This is a genomic window from Pseudomonas sp. No.21 (genome assembly GCF_054558415.1).
In genome coordinates this window covers 1-12,925 of the sequence record NZ_BAAJNO010000012.1, presented here as the reverse complement: position 1 = coordinate 12,925, position 12,925 = coordinate 1, and the positions used below count along the sequence as shown (strand labels likewise).

Annotated in this window: 11 protein-coding genes and 1 pseudogene; 9 read left to right on the top strand and 3 right to left on the bottom strand. The window is 66.4% G+C overall.

The window, feature by feature from the left end:
- The first annotated feature begins 84 nt into the window (after positions 1 to 84).
- The 3 genes from ACYJSS_RS23430 to ACYJSS_RS23420 all read left to right on the top strand — a co-directional run bounded on the left by ACYJSS_RS23430 (position 85) and on the right by ACYJSS_RS23420 (position 4,512).
- The gene (locus ACYJSS_RS23430) at positions 85 to 2,220 is read left to right on the top strand and encodes an adenosylcobalamin-dependent ribonucleoside-diphosphate reductase (protein ID WP_236205060.1); all 2,136 of its coding nucleotides are present in this window, start codon (positions 85 to 87) and stop codon (positions 2,218 to 2,220) included.
- 12 nt (positions 2,221 to 2,232) lie between these two features.
- Complete coding sequence (locus tag ACYJSS_RS23425) at positions 2,233 to 2,922, top strand: TSCPD domain-containing protein (protein ID WP_178082903.1); 690 nt, start codon at positions 2,233 to 2,235, stop codon at positions 2,920 to 2,922.
- A 510-nt stretch (positions 2,923 to 3,432) separates the two neighbouring features.
- On the top strand, positions 3,433 to 4,512 hold the full coding sequence (locus ACYJSS_RS23420; protein ID WP_236205059.1) for a DUF4419 domain-containing protein: 1,080 nt from the start codon (positions 3,433 to 3,435) through the stop codon (positions 4,510 to 4,512).
- On the opposite strand, the gene ACYJSS_RS23415 is transcribed toward ACYJSS_RS23420, so the two are convergent.
- Positions 4,509 to 5,459 carry a homoserine kinase gene (locus ACYJSS_RS23415; protein WP_236205058.1) on the bottom strand — a complete coding sequence of 317 codons (951 nt, stop codon included), beginning with the start codon at positions 5,457 to 5,459 and terminating at the stop codon, positions 4,509 to 4,511. The genes ACYJSS_RS23420 and ACYJSS_RS23415 overlap by 4 nt on opposite strands.
- Before the next feature lie 32 nt (positions 5,460 to 5,491).
- Complete coding sequence (locus ACYJSS_RS23410; RefSeq protein WP_111259321.1) at positions 5,492 to 5,776, bottom strand: DUF2782 domain-containing protein; 285 nt, start codon at positions 5,774 to 5,776, stop codon at positions 5,492 to 5,494.
- Positions 5,777 to 5,853: 77 nt separating this feature from the next.
- Here ACYJSS_RS23410 and polA point away from each other — a divergent pair, with 77 nt between their 5' ends.
- Positions 5,854 to 8,601 (top strand): DNA polymerase I, encoded by a 2,748-nt coding sequence (gene polA, locus ACYJSS_RS23405; RefSeq protein WP_236205057.1) that lies wholly within the window; start codon positions 5,854 to 5,856, stop codon positions 8,599 to 8,601.
- A gap of 251 nt (positions 8,602 to 8,852) precedes the next feature.
- Here the strand turns inward: polA and yihA are convergent, their stop codons facing one another.
- Positions 8,853 to 9,500, bottom strand: a complete 648-nt coding sequence (yihA, locus tag ACYJSS_RS23400) for a ribosome biogenesis GTP-binding protein YihA/YsxC (RefSeq protein ID WP_111259323.1) — start codon at positions 9,498 to 9,500, stop codon at positions 8,853 to 8,855.
- A gap of 175 nt (positions 9,501 to 9,675) precedes the next feature.
- On the opposite strand from yihA, the gene ACYJSS_RS23395 reads away from it, so the two are divergent.
- From ACYJSS_RS23395 to ACYJSS_RS23375, 5 genes and pseudogenes are all read left to right on the top strand, one after another.
- Positions 9,676 to 9,966 carry a c-type cytochrome gene (locus ACYJSS_RS23395; RefSeq protein WP_111259379.1) on the top strand — a complete coding sequence of 97 codons (291 nt, stop codon included), beginning with the start codon at positions 9,676 to 9,678 and terminating at the stop codon, positions 9,964 to 9,966.
- 53 nt (positions 9,967 to 10,019) lie between these two features.
- A complete protein-coding gene (locus tag ACYJSS_RS23390; protein ID WP_111259324.1) occupies positions 10,020 to 10,625 on the top strand; it encodes a c-type cytochrome in 606 nt (201 codons plus the stop codon).
- A gap of 153 nt (positions 10,626 to 10,778) precedes the next feature.
- Positions 10,779 to 11,408 carry a thiol:disulfide interchange protein DsbA/DsbL gene (locus ACYJSS_RS23385; protein WP_111259325.1) on the top strand — a complete coding sequence of 210 codons (630 nt, stop codon included), beginning with the start codon at positions 10,779 to 10,781 and terminating at the stop codon, positions 11,406 to 11,408.
- Between the two features lie 21 nt (positions 11,409 to 11,429).
- A complete protein-coding gene (locus tag ACYJSS_RS23380; RefSeq protein ID WP_178082900.1) occupies positions 11,430 to 12,308 on the top strand; it encodes an endonuclease/exonuclease/phosphatase family protein in 879 nt (292 codons plus the stop codon).
- Positions 12,305 to 12,925, top strand: a pseudogene (locus ACYJSS_RS23375) (GGDEF domain-containing protein); the annotation flags it as partial. The gene ACYJSS_RS23380 and the pseudogene ACYJSS_RS23375, both read left to right, overlap by 4 nt.

The following is a 12,925-nucleotide window of genomic DNA, read 5'->3' as shown; positions in this document are numbered from 1 at the left end:
GATATGCGTCATCGATCTGGCACTACATGTTGATAGGGTGAGCCGCTTCCAAGGGTTCATCCAGACGACAGGAGGTTCCGGCGAATGGCCAAGACAGGCACCACGATCCAGGCGCGCGAGGGCATCGCCCTGCAGCCCGCTTCGGAAGATATCTGGGACAGCAAATACCGGCTCAAGCACAAGGACGGCACCCCGGTCGACGCCACGCTCGACCACACCTGGCAGCGGGTCGCCAAGGCCCTGGCCGAGGTCGAGGCAAACGACCCCGAGCACTGGTACGAACGCTTCCTCTGGGCGCTGCGCAACGGCGCCATCCCCGCCGGGCGGATCATCTCCAACGCCGGCGCCCTGGGCCACAAGCCGGCCACGTCCACCATCAACTGCACCGTCTCCGGGGTCATCCACGACTCCATGGACGACATCCTGGCCAAGGTCCACGAGGCCGGGCTGACCCTCAAGGCCGGCTGCGGCATCGGCTACGAATTCAGCACCCTGCGCCCGCGCGGCGCCTATGTTTCCGGCGCCGGCGCGCATACCAGCGGGCCGCTGTCGTTCATGGATATCTACGACAAGATGTGCTTCACGGTGAGCTCCGCCGGCGGCCGCCGGGGCGCGCAGATGGGCACCTTCGACGTCAGCCACCCGGACGTACGCGAGTTCATCCGGGTCAAGCGCGAGGACGGGCGCCTGCGCCAGTTCAACCTCAGCCTGCTGATCACCGACGGCTTCATGCAGGCGGTGGAGACCGACGACGACTGGCCCCTGGTATTCCCCGTGCACGCCAAGGAGCTGGGCGAGGTGGACCTGGGCGACCCCGAGCAGGTGGTGTGGCGCGAGTGGCCGGTGCACGAGGGCTACCAGGTGCGCGAGGACGCTCTGGTGGCCTGCCGCGTCTATGGCCGGCTCAAGGCGCGGCACCTGTGGGACATGATCATGGTCTCCACCTACGACTATGCCGAGCCGGGCTTCATCCTCATCGACCGGGTCAACGACCTGAACAACAACTGGTGGTGCGAGGCGATCCGCGCCACCAACCCCTGCGGCGAGCAGCCGTTGCCGCCCTATGGCTCCTGCCTGCTGGGCTCGATCAACCTGACCCGCTTTGTCGAGGCGCCCTTCAGCGAGGATGCGCGCTTCGACTGGGACCGTTTCCGCGAGGTGGTGAAGGTCTTCACCCGCATGCTCGACAACGTGGTGGAGATCAACGGCCTGCCGCTTGCGCAGCAGCGCGAGGAGATCACCAGCAAGCGCCGCCACGGCATGGGCTTCCTCGGCCTGGGCTCGGCGCTGACCCTGCTGCGCCTGCGCTACGGCAGCCCGGAAGCCTGCGTGTTCACCGAGGAAGTGGCCCGCGAGATGGCCCTGGTGGGCTGGCAGCAGGCCCTGGAGCTGGCCCGGGAGAAAGGCCCGGCGCCGCTGCTGGCCCAGCGCTTCGCGGTGACGGCGGAGATGCTGCGCAAGCGCCCGGAGATGGCCGCGGACGGCCTCAAGGTGGGCGACGAGGTGCCCGGCAGCCTGCTGCACGCGCGCTATTCGCGCTACATGCAGCGCATCGCCGAGTACGCGCCGGAGCTGGTGGAGGAGCTGGCCCGGGTCGGCGCGCGCTTCACCCACCACAGCTCCATCGCGCCCACCGGCACCATCAGCCTGAGCCTGGCCAACAACGCCTCCAACGGCATCGAGCCGAGCTTCGCCCATGCCTATTCGCGCAACCTGATCCGCCCCGGACGCAAGACCAAGGAAAAGATCGAGGTGTGCAGCTACGAGCTGCTGGCCTACCGCACCCTGGTCAACGCCCATGCCGTGCCGGGGGCCGAGGCCGCGGCGCAGAAGCTGCCGGACTACTTCGTCGCCGCCGACGACATCAGCCCGGCCGAGCATGTGGACATCCAGGCGGCCGCGCAGAAGTGGGTGGACTCGTCCATCTCCAAGACCGCCAACGTGCCCACCGACTACCCCTTCGAAGACTTCAAGGACATCTACCGCTACGCCTGGCGCCAGGGCCTCAAGGGCTGCACCACCTTCCGCTTCAACCCGGCGGCCTTCCAGGGCGTGCTGGTGAAGGACGCGGACCTGGAGAAGACCCGTTACCGCTTCGAGCTGGAAGACGGCAGCGTGGTGGAGCTCAAGGGCAACGAGCAGGTGGAGTACGACGGCGAGCTGCACAGCGCCGCCAACCTCTTCGACGCCTTGAAAGAAGGCTATTACGGCAAGTACTGATTGGCGGAGGCCGTGATGAGCGTGAAGATCAGCCAGAAGATCAAGGGCTTCAAGGTGGTCGACGTCGAGGCCGAGCGCGTGCGCCTGGCCGCCGAGGAAGCCGCTGCCGTGGTGCAGATGGACGAGACCCTGCAGCGCCCGGAAACCCTGGTGGGTGCCACCTACAAGATCAAGTCGCCGCTGTTCGAGCATGCCTTGTACGTGACCATCAACGACGTGGTGCTCAACCCCGGCACGGCCTACGAGCAGCGCCGGCCTTTCGAGATCTTCATCAACTCCAAGGGCATGGAGCACTTCCAGTGGATAGTCGCCCTCACCCGCATCATGTCGGCGGTGTTCCGCAAGGGCGGTGACTGCACCTTCCTGGTGGAAGAGCTGAAGGCGGTGTTCGACCCGCGCGGCGGCTACCTCAAGCGCGGCGGCATCTACATGCCCTCGCTGGTGGCGGAGATCGGCGCGGTGCTGGAGCGCCACCTGATCGCCATCGGCCTGATGGAAGGCCAGCAACTGGACGAGGAGCAGAAGCTCTACCTCGCCGAGAAACGCGCCGCCTACGAGGCCAGCCTGGGCACCAGCACCGCCGAACCCGGCGAAGGCTTCCCGCCCGGCTCCCAGCTCTGCGGCAAGTGCAACACCCAGGCCGTGGTGCAGATGGACGGCTGCGCCACCTGCCTCAACTGCGGGCATTCGAAATGTGGGTGAGCCGGGGTTTTCGCAACGCATGCGTTGCGCCGGCGAACGCCCGGCCATGGATGGCCGGGCCGGGGTCGAACTGAGGCAGCGGAGCACCGACAGGGATGTCTACAGCGGGCTTTACCTTTTCTCGGACAAGCATGCGTTGCGCCGGCGAACGCCCGGCCATGGATGGCCGGGCCGGGGTCGAACCGAGACAGCGGAGCACCGACAGGGATGTCTACAGCGGGCTTTACCTTTTCTCGGACAAGCATGCGTTGCGCCGGCGAACGCCCGGCCAAGGATGGCCGGGCCGGGGTCGAACCGAGGCAGCGGAACACCGACAGGGACGTCTACAGCGGGCTTTACCTTTCCTCGGACAAGCATGCTTCGTCCTCGCGCGCATTTCCTGGGCTGAAGCCCAGGCTACATCTGCCCTCTGTCCGTGCCATTTCGTGGCTCCAGAGTCGGACGTAGGTAGCTGCACCGCTTCCGGCAAACCGGCACCATGGCGCTTTTCCAGGTTCAGGGAGAACCCGAATGATCCGCTTCACCCTTTCGGATGTAGAACACGGTGCGGCCTATCGGCGCCTGCCGGCGGATACCGTCATGCGCACGCTGCTCAACCGGCCGGTGGAGGCGCTGGATTGCGCGGCCGCCGAGCTGCTGGAGGAGGACAACTGCAACGCCTTCGCCAAGGCCGCGTGCCGTGCCTTCTATGGGCATCACCCGCTGGTGATCCGCCCGGACGACATCTGGTTCTGCATTGCCCAGGGCTTCGCGAACCACATGGCCCTGCATGGCGAGCAGCTGCGGCCCGACCTGGTGAGCCATCAGGGCAAGAAGACGCTGACGGTGTTCTGCCCCGACTACCCCTTCGCCGATAACAGCCGCTGGGTCGAGCTGTTCGGTGATTTCTCCCGGCAGATCGCCGGGGAGATCCCGCCGTTCTCCGACTTCATCGCCACGGCCTTTTCCACCACCGGGCCCATCGAGCAGGCGGCCTTCTCGCTGTGCTGGATGGATGCCTTCAGCGGCTACTTCGACTACGAGATGCTGGCCGGCTGCGGCATCCCCGAAATCGAGCTGCAGGGCAGCGAGGATGACTGGCGCCTGATCATCGAGCGTTTCACTGCCCTGGAGGGTTACGGCCTGGGTCATTGGGTGGCGAGCCTGAAGCCGGTGCTGGAGGCGATCGCCCGCACTGCGGCCGGCGAGGTGGATCGCGCCTTCTGGGAGTCCTTCTTCCGCTATCGCAGCGGTTCGGGCCCGTCGGAGCTGACGGGCTGGATCCTCACGCTCTTCCCCTACATCGTCGACACGGCCACCGACGCGCTGCGACCGAACCCCTACCTGGGGGATTGGCAGGCACGCTTCGAGCGGGCGGGTGCCGCGGCGCTGAACGGTGACTGGCTGATGGCGGACCAGGCCCAGGGGCCGGGCCTGCAGGCCATCCCCAAGAGCCTGGTGAGCGCGGCGCTGCTGATCGATGAATTCACCACCGGCACGAAGCGCAATGCCCGCCTGGTGGGCGGCCTGTTCGGCGTGGCCCAGCGCGACGCGGACGGCGCGCTGTACCCCGCCTTCGGCTGGGCGGTGGTGGACGAGCCTTCCAGCTAGAGCGCGAAGGGCAGCGGCAGGTGCACGTCCTGGCGGTGGGCCAGGCGGCGCTGGAATTCGGCGGGGTCGTGGATCAGCACGTCTTGGCCGGCGAAGGCGTTGGCGGCGATCAGGCGCGACAACCAGAAGCGCACGCAGGCGATGCGCAGCAGGGCCGGCCAGAGTTCCGCCTCGGCGGCGCTGAAGGGGCGCAGGGCGGCATAGGCGCCAAGCAGGGCGCGGGCGCGCTGGGCGTCCAGGCGGCCTTCGTCGTCGGAACACCAGTCGTTCAGGCAGATCGCCAGGTCGTAGAGCATCGGCCCCGAGCAGGCGTTGTAGAAGTCGATCAGCCCGGCCAGGTGCGGGCCGTCGAACAGCACGTTGTCGCGGAACAGGTCGGCGTGCAGGTTGGCGCGGGGCAGGGCGAGGATGCGCGGCTTGAGCTCGGCGATTTCCTTGAGGGCGTCACGGAGCAGCGGCAGCGCGGCGGCGTCCAGCTGCAGGGCGAGGGACGGGCCCTCTTTGAGCATCCAGTCCAGGCCGCGGTCGCTCTTGCGCTCGATGGGGTGTGCGCGGGTGGCCAGGTGCAGGCGGGCCAGCAGTGCGCCGACCTCGCTGCAATGATGCGCGTTGGGCTCGCGCACATGCTTGCCGGCGAGCCGGGGTTGCAGCAGTGCGGGCTTCCCGGCCAGCTCGCGCAGGGCCTGGCCATCGGCGGTACGCAGGGCGTAGGGCACCGGCAGGCCGGCGTCGTGGAGCACGTCGAGCAGCTCGATGAAGAACGGCAGGTCGTGGCTGGGGCCGCGCTCCACCAGGGTCAGCACGTATTCACCCCGCTCCAGGCTGACGAAGAAGTTGCTGTTCTCCGAGCCTTCGGCGATGCCCTTGAAGTCCTTGAGGCGCCCCAGCCCGTAGGGGGCCAGGAAGGTTTCGAGTTCAGGGCGTTCGAGCGGGGTGAAAACGGACATTGGACTACCTTGTTACGGCCGGCACGGCGGCCTTACCAGCTGAAGATTTCCCACTGCGGGATCAGCATGTCCGGGTTGTCCGACCGGATGAAGTTGCTGTCGCCGTCTGCGCGGACCAGGAAATAGGGCTTGCCACCCTTGGGGGTGACCTTGATGGCATAGAGGAAGCCGTTGACGCGGTATTCCTGGATGGTCTTGTCGCCGTCCTGGCGGATGGTCACGTCGGGCTCGGCAGAGGGGGCGTCGTCGGCGGCGAATACGCCGGCCGGGGCGACGACCAGCAGGCTGGCAAGCAACAGGCGGTTGATGGCGCGCATGGTGGTAACCTTGTCCCTTATCGTCAATGATCGGGCCATTCTACTGCGGGTCCGGCGAATAAAGGTTGAATTCACGCATGAGCCAAGCCCCTCTCGTCCTGGTGGACGGTTCCTCCTACCTGTACCGTGCCTTTCATGCCCTGCCTCCGCTGACCACCTCCGCCGGCCTGCCGACGGGTGCGGTCAAGGGCGTGCTGAACATGCTCAAGAGCCTGCGCAAGCAGTACCCGGACAGCCCCTTCGCAGTGGTCTTCGACGCCAAGGGCGGAACCTTCCGCGACGAGATGTTCGCCGAGTACAAGGCCAACCGGCCGTCGATGCCCGACGAGCTGCGGGTGCAGGTCGAACCGCTGCACGCCACCGTGCGTGCCCTGGGTTTGCCGCTGCTGTGCGTGGAGGGCGTGGAGGCCGATGACGTGATCGGCACCCTGGCCCGGCAGAGCGCGGCGCTGGGCCGTGCGGTGGTGATCTCCACCGGTGACAAGGACATGGCGCAGCTGGTCGACGGGCACATTACGCTGGTCAACACCATGACCGGAAGCGTGCTGGACATCGATGGCGTGAAAGAGAAATTCGGCGTCGGTCCTGAGCTGATCATCGACTACCTGGCCCTGATGGGCGACAAGGTCGACAACATCCCCGGCGTGCCCGGCGTCGGCGAGAAGACCGCCCTGGGCCTGCTGACCGGCGTCGGTGGTGGCCTGGACGTGCTCTACGCCAACCTCGACAAGGTGCCCGAGCTGGCGATCCGCGGTGCCAAGGGGTTGCCGGCCAAGCTCGAAGAGCACAAGGAGATGGCCTACCTCTCCTACAAGCTGGCGACCATCAAGTGTGACGTCGAGCTGAACGTCGAGATCGAGGCGCTGCACCCCGGCGAGCCGGACGTGGAGGCCCTGACCGAGCTGTACCGCACCCTGGAGTTCAAGACCGGCCTGGATGACCTGCAGCGCCAGGCCAAGGCCGCCGGCGAGACGCTGCCGCCGCCCGCGCAGCCGGCCGATGCGGTCGAGACCCGCTATGAAACCGTGCTGGAGCAGGCGCAGTTCGATGCCTGGCTGAAGAAGCTGCAGGACGCGCCGCTGTTCGCCTTCGACACCGAGACCACCAGCCTCGACCCGCAGCAGGCGCAGGTGGTGGGCGTGTCCTTTGCCGTCAGCCCGCACGAGGCGGCCTATGTGCCGCTGGCCCACTCCTATATGGGGGGGCCCGAGCAACTGGACCGCGACGCCGTGCTCAAGGCCCTCAAGCCGCTGCTGGAAGACCCGGCCAAGGGCAAGATCGGCCAGCACGCCAAGTACGACATGAACGTCCTGGCCAACGCCTCGACGCCCATCTTCATGCAGGGCATCGCGTTCGACACCATGCTCGAGTCCTATGTGCTGGATTCCACCGCGACCCGCCACGACATGGACAGCCTGTCGCTGAAGTACCTCGGCCACAGCACCATCCGTTTCGAGGACATCGCCGGCAAGGGTGCCAAGCAGCTGACCTTCGACCAGATCGCCATCGAGCAGGCCGGCCCCTACGCCGCCGAGGACGCCGACATCACCCTGCGCCTGCACCAGACCCTGTGGCAGAAGCTCGAGGCCACGCCGTCGCTGGCCTCCGTGTTCCGTGACATCGAGATGCCGCTGGTGCCGGTGCTGGCGCGCATCGAGCGCAACGGCGCCTATGTGGACGCCAAGCTGCTCGGCCAGCAGAGCATCGAGCTGGGCACCCGCATGGTGGAGCTGGAGCGCCAGGCCTACGAGCTGGCCGGCCAGGAGTTCAACCTCGGCTCGCCCAAGCAGCTCGGTGCCATCCTCTACGAGAAGCTGGGCCTGCCGGTGCTGTCCAAGACCGCCACCGGCCAGCCGTCCACCGCCGAGAACGTGCTGGCGGAGCTGGCCGAGCAGGACTTCGAGCTGCCCAAGGTGATCATGCAGTACCGCACCGTGAGCAAGCTCAAGAGCACCTACACCGACAAGCTGCCGGAGCAGATCAACCCGCGCACCGGGCGCATCCACACCTCCTATCACCAGGCGGTGGCGGCCACCGGGCGGCTGTCCTCCACCGACCCGAACCTGCAGAACATCCCGATCCGCACCGCCGAGGGCCGGCGCATCCGCCAGGCCTTCGTCGCGCCCAAGGGCTACAAGCTGCTGGCGGCGGACTACTCGCAGATCGAGCTGCGCATCATGGCTCACCTGGCCAAGGATGAAGGCCTGCTGGACGCGTTCCGTCACGACCGCGACGTGCACCGGGCCACGGCGGCGGAAGTCTTCGGCGTCGAGCTGGAGCAGGTGAGCAACGACCAGCGACGCAGCGCCAAGGCGATCAACTTCGGCCTCATCTACGGCATGAGCGCCTTCGGCCTGGCCAAGCAGATCGGCGTCGACCGCAAGCAGTCCCAGGCGTACATCGACCGCTACTTCGCCCGCTACCCCGGCGTGCTCGCCTACATGGAGCGCACCCGCGAGCAGGCGGCGCAGCAGGGCTTCGTCGAGACGCTGTTCGGTCGGCGCCTGTACCTGCCGGAGATCAACTCGAAGAACCAGGCCATGCGCAAGGGCGCCGAACGCACCGCGATCAACGCGCCGATGCAGGGCACCGCCGCCGACATCATGAAGCGCGCCATGGTGGCTGTGGATAACTGGCTGAGCGAATCCGGCCTGGATGCGCGGGTCATCCTCCAGGTGCACGACGAACTGGTACTGGAGGTGCGCGAAGACCTGGTGGAACAGGTGCGCGAGGCCATCCGCCCCTTGATGAGCGGCGCGGCGCAGTTGGACGTGCCGCTGCTGGTGGAAGTCGGGGTGGGTGACAACTGGGACGAGGCGCACTGAGGCGGCGCCAGCCCTGGCTTAGGCCTCCGGCGCATAACGCCGGAGGCCTTCATAACGAACGGATTTCAGAAAGAGGGTGAACTTTTCCACTGAGCGCAGAGTCAGAGTTCGGGAATGGCTGGTGAAGCCTTCGATGCTCCTTTTGCTGTGTTTAGTGTTGGCAGATATCTGGACCCCGCCCTAGCGGTTCAGACTTGAACCCCGAACTTCCCCCTCCCCATACGAAGCTCGGGGTTTTTTTTGCCTGCGATTCAGGCCTCCGGCTCGACCTGCTCGAATTCCTCGCCCAGTTGCAGCCAGTTGGCCAGCACCGCTTGCGCTTCCTCGATGCCCTGGCGCTTGGGTGCCGAGAACAGCTGGATGGTCACGCCCTCGCCCCACCCCTTGCGGATGTCCTGCTGAACCTTGAGCAGCGCGTTCTTGGCGGCGCCGAACGCCAGCTTGTCGGCCTTGGTCAGGAGGATGTGCATGGGCATGTTGCCGGCGGCGGACCAGTCGAGCATCAGGCGGTCGAAGTCGGTCAGCGGGTGGCGGATGTCCATCATCAGGATCAGCCCGGCCAGGCTCTCGCGGCTGCTCAGGTAGGCTTCCAGGTGGCGTTGCCAGTGCTGCTTGAGCGGGATCGGCACCTTGGCGTAGCCGTAGCCGGGCAGGTCGACCAGGCGCCGCTGCTCGTCCAGCGAGAAAAAGTTGAGCAGCTGGGTGCGCCCCGGGGTCTTCGAGGTGCGCGCCAGGCTGGCGTGGGTGAGTGTATTCAGCGCGCTGGACTTGCCGGCGTTGGAACGCCCGGCGAACGCCACTTCCAGGCCTTCGTCGGGAGGGCACTGGTCGACCTTGGCGGCACTGATGAGAAAGCGGGCCTGTTGGCACAGGCCGATGATCGGGTTCTTGAATGACATGAGGTGTCCACGGGTGCGACGCGGTGTCGCAGGGGGCTGTTTCGTTTCCGTTTGAGCATCGCCAGTATATAATGCCGCAGATTTAGTGTGCGCTTTATCCCCCAGGGTTCAGTGTCCACGGGACTGACCGTTGCGCGACAGAACGCATGGCAGGGCCCCTCTGATGAGGTTGATCATGAAGAAAGTGCTACTCGTCGCAAGCCTTGCGGCGCTGGCCTTTGGCGCTCAGGCCGCCCAGGATCCGGAAGCGGTTTTCAACCGGGCCTGCGGTGCCTGTCACAACGGTCAACTGCCTATGGCGCCGAAAAAAGGCGACAAGGCCGCCTGGGAGCCGCGTCTGGCCAAGGGCAACGATGCTCTGGTCAAGAGCGTCACCAATGGTTTGAACGCCATGCCTCCCCGAGGCTTGTGCATGGACTGCAGTGCCGAGGACTACCAAGCGGTCATCCAGTGGATGAGCCAATAATCAAGGTAGCCCGGCGCTAACTCTTTCACCCTTAGCCGTAATTGGATTAGCTGATGAACAAAGTACTCGTGAGTCTGCTGTTGACCCTGGGCATCACCGGTCTGGCCCACGCCGCTGGCGACGCCAAAGCCGGTCAGGCGAAAGCTGCCGTATGTGGTGCCTGCCATGGTCCGGACGGCAACAGCGCCGCCCCCAACTTCCCGAAACTGGCTGGCCAGGGCGAGCGCTACCTGCTCAAGCAGCTGCACGACATCAAGTCCGGTAACCGCCAAGTGCTGGAAATGACCGGCCTGCTGACCAACCTGAGCGACCAGGACCTGGCCGACATCGCCGCCTACTTCTCCAGCCAGTCCGGCAGCGTCGGCGCCGCCGATCCCAAGCTGGTCGCCCGGGGTGAAGCCCTGTTCCGTGGCGGCAAGCTGGAAGAAGGCATGCCCGCCTGCACCGGTTGCCACTCCCCCAACGGTGCCGGCAATGCCGCCGCCGGCTTCCCGCACCTGGGTGGCCAGCACGCCCAGTACGTGGCCAAGCAGCTGACCGACTTCCGCGAAGGCAACCGCACCAACGACGGCGACAGCATGATCATGCGCGCCATCGCCGCGAAGCTGAGCAACAAGGACATCGAAGCCGTGTCCAGCTACATTCAGGGTCTGCACTGAGTCCGACCCAGCGGTAGAAATCGGTAAATAAAAGGGTGGCCATGGCCACCCTTTTTCATTGGTTCCGCCGCTACAATTGCCGGAACCCGTCGCACCGCGATCGGTCGAAGCAAGGCCCGCCGCAGAACCATACTGACCGCTTAGGAGTTAAGCATGCGTAACCTGATTCTTTCCGCCGTTCTTGCCAGTGCGAGCCTCTTCGGCATGACCGCACAGGCCGAGGACATCCAGGCCGGCAAACAGTACGTCGAACTGAGCAGCCCGGTCCCGGTGTCCAAGCCCGGCAAGATCGAAGTGGTGGAACTGTTCTGGTACGGCTGCCCCCATTGCTACCAATTCGAACCCACCCTGAACGCCTGGACCGAGAAGCTGCCCGAAGACGTCAACTTCGTGCGCATCCCCGCCATGTTCGGCGGCGTGTGGAACGTCCATGGCCAGCTGTTCATCACCCTGGAGAGCATGGGCGTCGAGCACGCCGTGCACAAGGCGGTGTTCGAGGCCATCCACAAGGAAGGCAAGAAGCTCTCCACCCCCGACGAGATGGCCGAGTTCCTCGCTGGCCAGGGCGTGGACAAGGCCGCCTTCATCAAGGCCTATAACTCCTTCGGCGTGAAGAGCCAGATGGAGAAGGCCAAGAAGCTCGCCATGGCGTACCAGATCTCCGGCGTGCCGACCCTGATCGTCAACGGCAAATACCGCTTCGACATCGGCTCCTCCGGCGGCCCCGAGCAGGCCACCCAGGTTGCCGACTTCCTCATCGCCAAGGAGCGCGCCGCGAAGTAAGCGGCGCCCGGCAGAGCGAAGATGCTGCGCCGCTGGAGCAACGATCGCACCGCTGGCCTGCGGACTCCGCAGGTCAACCCGCATTGCGACTCCGGCGGCCTGCCCCAGGACGGCCGCCTCCGGCTGCTCAGCTTCAACATCCAGGTCGGCATCAGCACCGGCCACTACAGGCACTACCTGACCCGCAGCTGGCAGCACCTGTTGCCCCATGCCGGCCGTGCCAGCAACCTGCAACGCATCGGTGCCCTGCTCGGCGATTTCGACCTCGTGGCCCTGCAGGAAGTCGACGGCGGCAGCCTGCGTTCGGGCTACGTCAACCAGGTCGAGCACCTTGCCCACCTGGCCGCGTTTCCCTTCTGGTACCAGCAGCTCAACCGCAACCTCGGGCGCATCGCCCAGCACAGCAACGGGTTGCTCAGCCGCCTGCAGCCCACCTGCCTCGAAGACCACCCCCTCCCCGGCCCGCCCGGTCGCGGCGCCATCCTCCTGCGCTTCGGCGAGGGCGAGGACGCGCTGGTGGTGGTGATGATGCACCTGGCCCTCGGCACCAAGGCCCGTACCCGCCAGCTCGCCTACATCCGCGAGCTGATCGGCGGCTACCGCCACCAGGTACTGATGGGCGACATGAACACCCACGCCAACGACCTGCTGAAGACCTCGCCCCTGCGTGATCTCGGGCTGCTCGCGCCGCAGGTCGAGGCCACCTTCCCGAGCTGGCGCCCACAGCGCTGCCTCGACCACATCCTGCTCAGCCCCAGCCTCACCCTGGAGCGCGTGCAGGTGCTCAGCCAACCCATCTCCGACCACCTGCCAGTGGCGGTGGACATCCGCTTGCCCGCCTCCCTCGCCGGGGATGCGCTGCCGGCCCTGGTGGACACCCCCCACGGAACACCTTCATGAGCGACGACGGCCAGCGCTGGAAAGAAAAGTACCTGCAGAGCCTCGAACAGCAGGAGAAGCTGGAGCGTCGCTGGGACGCCCGCCTCGACCTCCTGCGCCGTGGCCTGGTGCGCAGCTCCCTCGCCGCCGAAGGCACCGACAAGGCCGTCGACCAGTGCATGCAGGAGCTGCGCGAGATCATCCGTGGCGACCAGATCGACGCCGGCCTCTCCGCTTTGATCCCGCGCCTGGAAAAGGCCGTGCTGGACTCCGAGCAGCGCCGCCAGCAACGCATCGACCAGAACGTCGGCGCCCTCACCGGGCTGACCAACCAGTTGCTCAAGCTGGATGTGCCGCGTGACGTGCGCAAGGCCCTCAAGCAGTTCGCCAAGCGCATCGACGAGCGCGCCAGCCAGGCGCGGGAGATGCCCGCCCTCCTCGGTGAGCTCAGCGGCCTGCAACAGCGCGCCCTCGACGAAATCGTCAATGCCGAATCCGCCGCGCCCAAGCCCGGCCTGCTGCAGCGCCTGTTCGGAGGCCAGGGCGACAGCGCCGACGAGCCCCAGGCGGCCGCCGCGCCGCTCCCGGGTGGCGAAGCCCTGGCCCCGCCGCCGGCCGTTCCCGCACCCGCCGCGCTG

Coding starts and splice junctions, on each gene's coding strand:
- ACYJSS_RS23420 (WP_236205059.1), top strand. CDS start 3,433: ATGATCCGCTTCACCCTTTCGGATGTAGAACACGGTGCGGCCTATCGG.
- polA (WP_236205057.1), top strand. CDS start 5,854: ATGAGCCAAGCCCCTCTCGTCCTGGTGGACGGTTCCTCCTACCTGTAC.
- ACYJSS_RS23395 (WP_111259379.1), top strand. CDS start 9,676: ATGAAGAAAGTGCTACTCGTCGCAAGCCTTGCGGCGCTGGCCTTTGGC.
- ACYJSS_RS23390 (WP_111259324.1), top strand. CDS start 10,020: ATGAACAAAGTACTCGTGAGTCTGCTGTTGACCCTGGGCATCACCGGT.
- ACYJSS_RS23415 (WP_236205058.1), bottom strand. CDS start 5,459: ATGTCCGTTTTCACCCCGCTCGAACGCCCTGAACTCGAAACCTTCCTG.
- ACYJSS_RS23380 (WP_178082900.1), top strand. CDS start 11,430: ATGCTGCGCCGCTGGAGCAACGATCGCACCGCTGGCCTGCGGACTCCG.
- ACYJSS_RS23385 (WP_111259325.1), top strand. CDS start 10,779: ATGCGTAACCTGATTCTTTCCGCCGTTCTTGCCAGTGCGAGCCTCTTC.
- ACYJSS_RS23410 (WP_111259321.1), bottom strand. CDS start 5,776: ATGCGCGCCATCAACCGCCTGTTGCTTGCCAGCCTGCTGGTCGTCGCC.
- ACYJSS_RS23430 (WP_236205060.1), top strand. CDS start 85: ATGGCCAAGACAGGCACCACGATCCAGGCGCGCGAGGGCATCGCCCTG.
- yihA (WP_111259323.1), bottom strand. CDS start 9,500: ATGTCATTCAAGAACCCGATCATCGGCCTGTGCCAACAGGCCCGCTTT.